The sequence below is a fragment of the Nitrospinota bacterium genome, assembly GCA_016217735.1.
Lineage (GTDB): Bacteria > Nitrospinota_A > UBA7883 > JACRGQ01 > JACRGQ01 > JACRGQ01.
Genome location: JACRGQ010000075.1, coordinates 1 through 9,862 on the forward strand (window position 1 = coordinate 1; position 9,862 = coordinate 9,862).

Below are 9,862 nucleotides of genomic sequence, written 5' to 3' on the forward strand. Positions count from 1 at the left end.
CACTCGGTGCTGAACGCGAAACACCACGAGAAGGAAGCCGAGATCGTGGCGAAGGCGGGCCAGAGGAACGCCGTCACCATCGCCACCAACATGGCCGGCCGCGGCACCGACATCGTGCTGGGGGGCAATCCTGAAATGCTCGCCAAATCCGAAGGGTTGCACGAGGGGGGCGAAGGCTGGGCCGAACGGCTGGCCGAACTGACCGTATCGTGCGCCGCCGAACGCGAGGACGTGCTCGCCGCGGGGGGCCTCAAAATCATCGGCACCGAGCGGCACGAAAGCCGCCGCATCGACAACCAGCTCCGCGGCCGCTCCGGCCGGCAGGGCGACCCCGGCGAAAGCCGTTTCTACCTTTCGATGGAAGACGACCTGATGCGCATCTTCGGCTCCGAACGGCTTTCCACCATCATGGAAAAGCTCGGCATGGAGAAGGGGGAGCCTATCGAACACGGCATGGTCTCCCGCGCCATCGAAAACGCCCAAAAGCGGGTGGAAGGGCACAACTTCGACATCCGCAAACATCTGCTGGAATACGACGACGTGATGAACAAGCAGCGCGAGACCATCTACGGCCAGCGCCGCTTGATTCTGGAGGGGGCCGACCTGCGCGAAACGCTGCTGGATTTCGCCGACCAGACCGCCGAAGAGTTCATCGCCGAGACGATGGACGAAAAAGCGCACGCCGACGACTGGGACGTGGAGGGGCTGAAAACCCGCCTTACCACCCACTTTGGCATGGCGGTGGAGATAGAGAAAGGGAAACACCTCAAAATCGGTTCGCGGGCGCTGGCGTGGGACACCATGATGCCCGAAGACGTGCTCAACGCCGTTGAACACGAAATCGAAAATCTCTACAACGCCAAGGAAGCGGAAATCACCCCGGAACGCTACGCCGAATTGAAACAGTACATCATGCTGAACGTGATCGATACGCAGTGGAAGGAACACCTGCTGATAATGGATCACCTGAAGGAAGGGATAAACTTCCGCGGCTACGCCCAGAAAAACCCGCTCAACGAATACAAAAAAGAAGGACACGCGCTCTTCGGCGAAATGATCGACCGCTTCCGCCGCGAGGTGACCGGCGTCCTTTTCCGCATCCAGGTGGCCGAAGAGCGGAAAGAAGAGCCGCTGGCGCAGCGCCGCCAACCGGTACGCATGGTGGAAAGCCACGGCGCGCCGCCCGAAGAGCCGCATACCGTGAAGCGCGACCACGACAAAATCGGCCGCAACGATCCCTGCCCCTGCGGCAGCGGGAAAAAATACAAAAAGTGCCACGGTATCGGCCACTGACCCGCGCCTTCCCCTTTTCTTCAGCGCTGCACATTACAATGTGCGCCCGCCAACACGCATTTTGAGCGGATGGCGTGGTATAAAGACGGTTAACAGGTATTGCGAAAAGGAGGGCGACAATGGCATATGTGAAATACATCCACCTGCTCACGCTCTGCGTGTGGGTTGGGGGAATGGTTTTCTTTTCGTTCATCGGCGCGCCGGCGATTTTCAAACATCTCACGCGCGATATGGCGGGCACGGTGGTGGGGGCCATTTTTCCGAAATACTGGATGATGGGGTACGTCTGTTCGTTGCTGTTGCTCGGCACGTTGTTCTACATCGCCAAGGGCAATGTATCCGCTTTTAAGATGCAGTTCGGCATTTTGGCCGTCGCGGTGGCGCTCAGTTTTGTTTCCGGCATGGTGATCGGCGTGAAAGCCCGCGACATCAAGGCGCAAATGAATGCCGAACAGAACGCGGAAAAAAGAGAGGCGCTCCATAAGGAGTTCGGACGGATTCACGGCATCTCCGCCATCACAAACATGGCCGTGCTCTTCCTGATGCTGGGCTACCTCTGGTACGTTCCGGCGGTGGTAAAGCCCGCCTTCACTGAATCGGCCAAAAGCTTTCTGGGGCTGTAACCCCCGACCTATTTTATTCACGACAAAGCGGGAAACCAGCCAAGCTTTTGAAAAGACGCGGCGGGGATGGATTTTTCGCGGAAGGCATACACCGGTATGCCGACCAAGAAAAATACGGGCCAACGCGATAATTTTCAAAAGATCGGCGGTTTCCGGGCTATTCCTTCTTCGTGGCGAAAAGGATGACGTGCGCGCCGAACGAGGGGAAGATGTCGCCCAGCCATTCGCAGAGTTTTCCCAGCGGCACGTTCATCCGGGTGGAAATCAACAGGTGGCTGGATAGCGCCTTGTCCACCGTGTAGCCGCTTTCCGCCACCAGCGCCGAAAGCGATTTTACGCTGTACATGTGATAGTGAAACGGCGCGTGGGCCATGAACGGCATCACGCCGAAGGGAAATGCGATCCGGCTGGCGAGGAAAAAGATGTTCGGGGTGGTGAGCGCCAGCGTCCCGCCCGGCTTCAAATCAGGCCCGGCCGCGCGCCCAGTTGATCCAGCAGACCGCCGCGCGCGTAGCCTATTTCCAGCACTGCGGCATCCGGCTTCTCCAGCCGCCCGTTGCGAAGCAGCCAGTTTTTCACCTTGAGAATGCGGCCGGGATCCGGCACGGTGAAATCGGCGAAGGCGTCCTGCCGGCGATCCTGTTCCATCGTCATCCTACCCGCCGATGGCGGCCATCGGTTTTTCGCATGGGGCGTCCGAGGCGGCGGTGAGGCCGTGCCCTTCCGGTTTTGCCGCGAGCGATTCCCTGAAACGGTCGATGAACCACTGATCCGGCGCATCCCCCAAAAATCCGCGGCGCAGGTCCACCTCGCTGTCGCTGAAAAGGCACGAGCGCAGCGCCCCCTCGGCGGTAAGCCGCAGGCGGTTGCAGCCGCCGCAAAAGTGCCTGCTAAGCGGCGCGACGAAGCCAACCCGCCCCGCGCCGCCGACAATATCATAAACCTCCGCCGGGCCGCCGGTGGGAGTGTGCCGCGCGGGGCGCAGATCGAGGCGCTCACGCACCGCCCGTTCGATTTCCGCCGCCGGAATGGCGCTCCTGCCGCGGAAGAGCCGGTTGTGCGCGGTCGGCATCATTTCGATGAAACGTATCTCCACCGGCAGTTCATGCGCCAGTTGCGCAAAATCCAAGATCTCGTCGTCGTTAAACCCGCGTATCGCCACCACATTTATCTTAAGCGGCCAGAGCCGTCCATCGGTCACGTGGCGGATGGCGCGCACGACGGCCCCGTGGATGTCGTGGCCGCTGATGCCCCTCAGCCGCTCAGGCTTGAGCGAATCAAGCGATATGTTGATGCGGTCCAGCCCCGCTTCCTGGAGGCGCGGAATCATCTTTTCCAGCAGGACGCCGTTGGTTGTCATGGTCACTTCGTCTATGCCGGATATGTTCTTGAGGTCGCGGATGAGGCCGAATATCCCCTTGCGCAGCAACGGTTCGCCCCCGGTGAGCCGCACCTTGCGTATGCCAAATGGCGCAAAGAGGGCGACAAGCCGCGTTATCTGCCCGATGGTGAGGATGTCGTTATTGGGGTGGACGAGGCTGCCGTCCATCGGCATGCAGTAGGCGCAACGGAGGTTGCACCGTTTTGTCACCGAGACGCGGATGTAGTTCACGCCGCGCCCGAAGCGGTCTTTGGGCTGATCCATTATTTTATTCTACACGGATTGCGGCGGAAAAATGCCGCAGTTCCTTTTATGGGCCTATAGCCGGTTTTGCGGAGTGGCGGCGCGCGGAAAAGGGTAAAATACCCTTCATGAAACTGCTCTATTTCGCCGCCGTGCGGGAACGGCTGAAGACGGACGGGGAAGAGATATTTTTGGAATCCCCTCTGACCGTGGCGGAGATTTTCGACCGGCATCTCGCGGCGCGGCTGCCGGGGGTGGCATTTTCGCGGCTGCTCTTCGCCGTGAACGAGGAGATGGCCGGGCCGGATACGGTGGCGCGGAACGCCGACACGGTGGCGGTGATGAGTCCGCTATCCGGCGGCGCGGCGCTGGCGCGGATACAGACGGAGGATTTCGACATGGCTGCGGAAACGAGCCTCTGCGCGGGGGGAAACAGTGGCGTGGGGGGAATCGCCACGTTCGTGGGCCGGGTGCGCGACAACGCGAGGGGAAAAGCCGTCGAGCGGATAGAGATTGGCTGCTACGAATCGATGGCAATGAAGGAACTGGAAAAGGTGCGGGCGGAGGCGGTGGAAAAATTCGCGGCCGTCAACGTGACGGTGGTGCATCGCATCGGGATATTGCGTCCGGGGGAGCAGATCGTCGGCATCGTGGCGGCGGCGGGACACCGCGACGCGGCGTTCGCCGCCTGCCGGTACGCCATCGACGAGCTTAAAAAACGGGTGCCCATGTGGAAAAAAGAGTTCGCCGCGGACGGCGGTTTCTGGGTGGAAGGACTTTAACAGACCATCCTTAACCGCAGTTTTGTCATTCCGAGCGTAGCGAAGAATCCCTTTCCGGAAAGGGATTTTGAACCACGAAGATCACGAATGGAAATGGGGGGAGGCGAAAAACTTTTGTTTTAATTATTCGTGTTCTTCATGCCATTCGTGGTAGAAAATATTTTCTTATTCCCCGGAGGGACGAATCATGATGCCGGTCATGAAGCGGCCGGTATCCCCTTTTTCGGCGCGGTGGCTGTAAAACTCATCGGTGCGGCACGATGTGCAGATACCGCTATCGAAGATGGCCGCTTCAGGCACACCGGCGGCCAGCAACTGTTCCTTCGCGGCAGCGGCAATATCCAGCCGCCCCTTCGCAAGAAAACGTTTGAACGAATCATAGCCCCCGGCAAAGACGCCGTCTTTCACTTCGTAACAGCAGGAGCGGATGGCGGGGCCGATCACCGCCACAAGGTCTTTGGGTGCGCCGGTGAGCCGCGCAATGGCGGCGGCGATGATGTTGTCAAAAACCCCTTGCCGCCCGGCGTGGATAACGGCGGCGGCCCTGTTCCGCGTATCGGCCAAAATTATCGGCAGGCAATCGGCGGTGAGCACGCCGGCCGGCTGGTTCGGCCCGGTTATCAACACCGCGTCAGCTTCGCGCCCGCCACCGGTGGCGGAACAAACTATGGTGCCATGCACCTGCCGCGGCAAAAAAATGGGATGTCCGCCGGCAAACAGATCGGCGGCCTTGTGACGGTTTTCCATTACCCCCGCCTCGCCGCTGTTGCGGGCGAGATCGAAGCCATGTTTCGCCTGCCCCCCATTGCGCGTGGTGACCCAGTTGGCCAGCCAGCCAAGCTTGTCCAGATCATCATAGCTGTACCACGCAATGCCATCCCGCTCGTGGCGCGTCATGTGGCTCATCAGCAGCAGTTCCCCAAAAATTCGCCGCACCGTTTGCACCCCGCGTGTTCGGGGGGGCAAGGCGGCGTGGTTTTTTCATTGGCGGCTTTTCCCGCCTCGGCTTGAAGGTACTTCTTTGTGACGCCGCTGTCGATGAAATCCCACGGAAGGGCTTCGCCGAATTCTTTGCGCCGGGCGTAGGCCGATTTGGCGGCGGGGGTTTTTAACGCGGCGGTCCAGCCCCCTTCCTCGAACGCCCGCATGATGAGCGTGGATACCGAACGCCCCCCCACGCTCAAAAGCCCCTGCGCGGCGGCGTTTTTGCCCCCCTCGATTTTCAATTCCATGTTGCTTTCCCGCAACAGCGCTTTTTTAAGCTGTGCGCTTTTTTCCTTTAATTCCGCCAGCGGCGCGACCGGCTCCCACTGGAACGGGGTTTGCGGTTTGGGCACAAACGGATTCACGCCAACGGTTATTTTCCCCGCGCGGCCATGCCGTTTGCTGCCGGCCAACAGTTCATCGCGGATTCTTTTCGCCAAAGAGGCCAGTGCGGCAATGTCTTCATCGCGCTCCCCCGGCAGGCCAATGAGGAAGTAGCACTTCACGTTCAAAATGCCCGCGTCGGCCGCCAACCGCACGGCCCCCAACACGTCGTCATCGGTCATCCGCTTGTTGACGGCGCGGCGGAGCCGTTCGCTCCCCGCCTCGGGGGCGATGGTCATGGTCTTCAGCCCGCCCGCCGCCAGCCTGGCGAGCGTTTCAGCGGAAAGGTACTCCACGCGGAGTGACGACACGTTGATGCCGCCCCCTTTTTTCAAGATGTGGTCGTACACCGCGCCGATCTCCGGGTGCTCACAGATGGCGCTGCCGATCAGACCGATCCGCTCCTTGCGGGCAAGCCCCCCGGGGGCCAGCCCCTCGTCGATCTGCGCAAAGAGCCTCTCCTTGTCCACATGGCGCACCGGACGGTAAACGAAGCCGCTGGCGCAGAAACGGCATCCCTGCCCGCACCCCTTGCCGGTTTCGATGAGGTGCGAATCGCGGAAGATGGAGCCTTCCAACCCGGCAAGCTGGGCCGACCCGGTGCGGCCAAAATCGGGATCGTACAGCCGCTTCACCCGCTCTGGCGCATCATCGAGGGGGCAGCGGGTTTTTATCGAGCCATCGCTGTTCTCTTCCACTTCATAGAGCGACGGGATATACACCCCTTCGATATCAGCGATATCGCGCAACCTCTGTTCCCGCGACCCGTGGCGGCTGGCGGAAAGTTTTCCCACCAGCGCCGGTATCGCAAGCTCCCCCTCGCCCAGCACGAAGAAATCGAAAAACGCGGCGAACGGCTCCGGGTTCATGGTCGGCACGATCCCCCCGGCGCAGACCAACGGGTGACGGTCGTTGCGTTCCGCCGCCATCAGCGGGATGTTGTTTTCCTTGAGCATCCGTAGCAGGTTCAACACATCCATTTCAAAGGTGAAGGAGAAGGCGGCGAGATCGCACCGCGCAAGGTTCAACGTTCCGGCGCCTCCGTTATCCGGCATGAATGCGGCCTCGCACTGGCATACGGCGGAAAAAGCGGCAAAGATTTTGTGGAAACCGAGATAGCTCGCCCCCACCGATGCGGTGTTGGGGTAGGCCAGCCGCACGGCGAAGGATGCGTCCCGGTCTATCGCTTCCGGTTTCATATGTGATAATCTTTCACCTTACTATGGTAACAAAAAGCGTCGACGAACAGGTACGGATAATCCGCCAGGGGGCGGCGGAGGTCATCAACGAGGCGGAGCTTCGCGCCAAGCTGGCGCTGAACCGTCCGCTTGTTGTAAAGGCGGGATTCGATCCGACCGCGCCGGACATCCACCTCGGCCACACGGTGCTCATCCACAAGATGGGGCAGTTTCAGGAACTGGGGCATCAGGTGGTGTTCCTCATCGGCGATTTCACCGCCATGATTGGCGACCCGACCGGCAAGACCGACACCCGCCCACCGCTCACGCGCGAACAGGTGATACAGAACGCCGAGACCTATCAGCGGCAGATTTTTAAGATATTGGATGCGAAAAAGACGAAAGTTGTTTTCAACGCCGAATGGCTGGGGGCGCTCAGCCCGGCCGAGTTCATCCGGCTTGCCAGCCGCTACACGGTGGCGCGGATGCTGGAGCGCGAGGATTTCTCCAAACGCTACAAAGAGAATCGGCCCATCGCCGTGCATGAGTTCCTTTACCCCCTCTTGCAGGGATACGATTCCGTCCACCTGAAAGCCGATGTGGAACTGGGCGGCACCGACCAGAAATTCAACCTGCTGGTGGGGCGCGAACTGCAACGCGACTACAGCATCGGCCAGCCGCCGCAGGTGGTGATCACCATGCCGTTGCTGGAAGGCACCGACGGCGTGAACAAGATGAGCAAATCGCTGGGCAACTACATCGGCATAGAGGAGCCGGCGCGCGAAATCGTGGGCAAGGTAATGAGCATCAGCGACGAACTGATGGTGAAATATTACGAACTGGTGGGGGGCGCCACCCCCGACGAATTGGACGCGCTGAAAAAGGGCCTTGCCAGCGGCGAAAAACATCCTCGCGTGGCTAAGATGGAACTGGCGCGGCGGATCGCGGCACGTTTCCACGGCGAAGACGAGGCGGCCCAGGCCGAAGAAGGTTTTAACGCGCAATTCCGCAATAAAGAAGTGCCGGACGAGATGGAGGTTTTTTCCCACGTCTGGAGCGGTGAAACTGAGAAGCTCGTCTCCATTTTAGCCGCTACTGGCGCGCTGAAAAGCGCGGGCGAAGGGCGCCGCCTTATCAAGCAAGGCGGCCTCGCCATCGATGGCACAAAAGCCGACGACCCCGAAGTCGCCCTGCCAAAAGGGGAACACATCATCCGCCTCGGCAAAAAGCGCTACATCAAACTCCTCCCGCCAAAAGACGTCACTGAAGAATTAATTCGTCGGGAAAAAGAATCATATGAATATAAAATATTTCGAGAAAAACCCGAGAACAAACCCCAAGACGGGGAAAAAAGGTGAACTGCGTTATCTGTAAACATGGCGAGATCCGGCCGGGCGAGACCACCGTTACGCTCCAGCGCGGAGAGAGCACCATTGTATTCAAAAATGTGCCAGCCGATATTTGCCCCAACTGTGGCGAATATTATCTTTCCGACGAGATTGCCGGTCGCTTGATGGCGCAGGCCGAAGAAGCGGTTCGCAAAGGAGCCGTTGTTGAGATACTCCTCTACGCTGCCTGAAAATTTTTCCTTCCTTCTCATTTTTCGTGCTCTTCGTGCCATTCGTGGTTAAAAACTCCGGCGTTTAGGGTCGGCCCGTTGGGCCGATGTACACAATAAATTGTGTACCCACCCGGAGAAAAAAAGCTTTGATCTGTTTCTGGATTCCCGCCCCCCGCCTTCGCGGGGACAAGCTTCGCGGAAATGATGATAAAAAATCGGCCCACTGCGCCGATGGGGGAAGCTTGTGTGAAATATCTTTCGGCAACTGATTGGCCTCGGCAAAAACGCTAGCGGGAAGCGTGGGATGCGCGGAGGGGCTTAATGCTTACAAGCATCTTTTTGTTTCTGGTTTTCACCCGGTAGATGTCATGCTGGTTTTGGAGGTTAAGCCACACTTCCTCGGAAGTGCCGAAGTACCGGGCAAGTTTAACGGCCATTTCGGGGCTGAGGTTCCGCCGCTCGTTGACGATTTCGTTAATGGTGCGAAAAGCCGTTCCCAAAGCCTTTGCCAGCTCCACTTGGGTGAGGTTCAGGGGCTTTAAGAAATCTTCGCGCAAAATCTCTCCCGGATGGGTCGGCTTCCGTTTCATTTCCATCGTTTACTCCTGCTCTAGCGGTAGTCGGTTACCTTAACGTCATACGCATCGGAATCCTCGAGCCGGAAAACGATCCGGTACTGGTCGTTGATCCTGATGCTGTAAAACCCGCCGTAATCGCCTTTTAGCGCTTCAAGCCTGTGGCCCGGCACCTTTGCAAGGTCATCCAGCCGCCTTGCGGCGTGCAAATAATCGAGCTTTCGCAACCCGACTTTGCAAACCCCTATCGGGAAATGCCTGCTTTTCCCGGTAACGAACAGATCCCTCGTTTTCGCACAGCCAAATGTCCTTATCATGACTTGCGGCCAATATAACGCATAATGTTATATAACGCCAGAGGGTACAAACGTGCCGCCAGCAAAACGGCAATTTTGGACGAAAAAAAAGCCTCGGCCGGGAATTACTCCAGCACGAGGCTTTTTAATGTTATAGCCGGCGACGACCTACTCTCCCCTTCGGTTTCCCGAGTAGTACCATCGGCGCGGAGAAGCTTAACTTCCGAGTTCGGTATGGGATCGGGTGTGACCTTCTCGCAATTGTCACCGGCAATTAAATTTATTTGGGCTGATCAATAGATAGCTGGACGGAATTAAAATTAAAGTCAAGCCAAACGGCCTATTAGTACCAGTCAGCTCCACGCGTTGCCGCGCTTCCACACCTGGCCTATCAACCTCGTAGTCTTCGAGGGGCCTTTAGGGAAATCTTATCTTGGGAATGGCTTCCCGCTTTTATGCTTTCAGCGGTTATCCATGCCGAACTTGGCTACCCGGCTATGCCACTGGCGTGACAACCGGCGCACCAGAGGTTCGTTCACTCCGGTCCTCTCGTACTAGGAGC

12 protein-coding genes and 2 rRNA genes are annotated in these 9,862 nt (G+C 58.8%); 5 read left to right on the top strand and 9 right to left on the bottom strand.

The window, feature by feature from the left end; all coding sequences use genetic code 11:
• Together HZA03_12340 and HZA03_12345 are read left to right on the top strand one after the other, a co-directional pair.
• Nucleotides 1-1,293 (top strand): SEC-C domain-containing protein (locus tag HZA03_12340; protein MBI5638745.1); only part of this gene is annotated, 1,293 nt, incomplete at its 5' end.
• Nucleotides 1,294-1,412: 119 nt separating this feature from the next.
• Complete coding sequence (locus HZA03_12345; protein MBI5638746.1) at nucleotides 1,413-1,916, top strand: DUF4149 domain-containing protein; 504 nt, start codon at nucleotides 1,413-1,415, stop codon at nucleotides 1,914-1,916.
• A 157-nt stretch (nucleotides 1,917-2,073) separates the two neighbouring features.
• Here the strand turns inward: HZA03_12345 and HZA03_12350 are convergent, their stop codons facing one another.
• The 3 genes from HZA03_12350 to moaA are packed head-to-tail and all read right to left on the bottom strand — an operon-like array spanning nucleotide 2,074 to nucleotide 3,561.
• Complete coding sequence (locus tag HZA03_12350) at nucleotides 2,074-2,379, bottom strand: hypothetical protein (protein MBI5638747.1); 306 nt, start codon at nucleotides 2,377-2,379, stop codon at nucleotides 2,074-2,076.
• Nucleotides 2,376-2,564 carry a hypothetical protein gene (locus HZA03_12355; GenBank protein MBI5638748.1) on the bottom strand — a complete coding sequence of 63 codons (189 nt, stop codon included), beginning with the start codon at nucleotides 2,562-2,564 and terminating at the stop codon, nucleotides 2,376-2,378. The genes HZA03_12350 and HZA03_12355 overlap by 4 nt, the downstream gene beginning before the upstream one ends.
• Before the next feature lie 7 nt (nucleotides 2,565-2,571).
• Complete coding sequence (gene moaA / locus HZA03_12360) at nucleotides 2,572-3,561, bottom strand: GTP 3',8-cyclase MoaA (protein MBI5638749.1); 990 nt, start codon at nucleotides 3,559-3,561, stop codon at nucleotides 2,572-2,574.
• 107 nt (nucleotides 3,562-3,668) lie between these two features.
• Between moaA and HZA03_12365 the strand changes: the two genes are divergently transcribed.
• A complete protein-coding gene (locus tag HZA03_12365) occupies nucleotides 3,669-4,322 on the top strand; it encodes a molybdenum cofactor biosynthesis protein MoaE (protein MBI5638750.1) in 654 nt (217 codons plus the stop codon).
• A 165-nt stretch (nucleotides 4,323-4,487) separates the two neighbouring features.
• Here the strand turns inward: HZA03_12365 and HZA03_12370 are convergent, their stop codons facing one another.
• Both HZA03_12370 and HZA03_12375 read right to left on the bottom strand, forming a co-directional pair.
• Nucleotides 4,488-5,258 carry a polyphenol oxidase family protein gene (locus HZA03_12370; GenBank protein ID MBI5638751.1) on the bottom strand — a complete coding sequence of 257 codons (771 nt, stop codon included), beginning with the start codon at nucleotides 5,256-5,258 and terminating at the stop codon, nucleotides 4,488-4,490.
• A complete protein-coding gene (locus HZA03_12375) occupies nucleotides 5,228-6,889 on the bottom strand; it encodes a radical SAM protein (protein MBI5638752.1) in 1,662 nt (553 codons plus the stop codon). The genes HZA03_12370 and HZA03_12375 overlap by 31 nt, the downstream gene beginning before the upstream one ends.
• 23 nt (nucleotides 6,890-6,912) lie before the next feature.
• Between HZA03_12375 and HZA03_12380 the strand changes: the two genes are divergently transcribed.
• Nucleotides 6,913-8,226, top strand: a complete 1,314-nt coding sequence (locus HZA03_12380) for a tyrosine--tRNA ligase (GenBank protein ID MBI5638753.1) — start codon at nucleotides 6,913-6,915, stop codon at nucleotides 8,224-8,226.
• The gene (locus HZA03_12385; GenBank protein MBI5638754.1) at nucleotides 8,223-8,447 is read left to right on the top strand and encodes a type II toxin-antitoxin system MqsA family antitoxin; all 225 of its coding nucleotides are present in this window, start codon (nucleotides 8,223-8,225) and stop codon (nucleotides 8,445-8,447) included. Before HZA03_12380 ends, HZA03_12385 begins: the two co-directional genes overlap by 4 nt.
• A gap of 269 nt (nucleotides 8,448-8,716) precedes the next feature.
• On the opposite strand, the gene HZA03_12390 is transcribed toward HZA03_12385, so the two are convergent.
• The 4 genes from HZA03_12390 to HZA03_12405 all read right to left on the bottom strand — a co-directional run.
• A complete protein-coding gene (locus HZA03_12390; GenBank protein ID MBI5638755.1) occupies nucleotides 8,717-9,025 on the bottom strand; it encodes a HigA family addiction module antidote protein in 309 nt (102 codons plus the stop codon).
• 14 nt (nucleotides 9,026-9,039) lie between these two features.
• On the bottom strand, nucleotides 9,040-9,321 hold the full coding sequence (locus tag HZA03_12395) for a type II toxin-antitoxin system RelE/ParE family toxin (protein ID MBI5638756.1): 282 nt from the start codon (nucleotides 9,319-9,321) through the stop codon (nucleotides 9,040-9,042).
• Nucleotides 9,322-9,455: 134 nt separating this feature from the next.
• Nucleotides 9,456-9,572 (bottom strand): 5S ribosomal RNA (rrf, locus tag HZA03_12400).
• Between the two features lie 49 nt (nucleotides 9,573-9,621).
• A 23S ribosomal RNA gene (locus HZA03_12405) occupies nucleotides 9,622-9,862 on the bottom strand; the annotation flags it as partial.

Bases quoted from the DNA above. Each gene is read 5' to 3' on its own strand.
- HZA03_12345 (MBI5638746.1), top strand. From the start codon at position 1,413: ATGGCATATGTGAAATACATCCACCTGCTCACGCTCTGCGTGTGGGTT.
- HZA03_12355 (MBI5638748.1), bottom strand. From the start codon at position 2,564: ATGGAACAGGATCGCCGGCAGGACGCCTTCGCCGATTTCACCGTGCCG.
- moaA (MBI5638749.1), bottom strand. From the start codon at position 3,561: ATGGATCAGCCCAAAGACCGCTTCGGGCGCGGCGTGAACTACATCCGC.
- HZA03_12365 (MBI5638750.1), top strand. From the start codon at position 3,669: ATGAAACTGCTCTATTTCGCCGCCGTGCGGGAACGGCTGAAGACGGAC.
- HZA03_12375 (MBI5638752.1), bottom strand. From the start codon at position 6,889: ATGAAACCGGAAGCGATAGACCGGGACGCATCCTTCGCCGTGCGGCTG.
- HZA03_12380 (MBI5638753.1), top strand. From the start codon at position 6,913: ATGGTAACAAAAAGCGTCGACGAACAGGTACGGATAATCCGCCAGGGG.
- HZA03_12390 (MBI5638755.1), bottom strand. From the start codon at position 9,025: ATGGAAATGAAACGGAAGCCGACCCATCCGGGAGAGATTTTGCGCGAA.
- HZA03_12395 (MBI5638756.1), bottom strand. From the start codon at position 9,321: ATGATAAGGACATTTGGCTGTGCGAAAACGAGGGATCTGTTCGTTACC.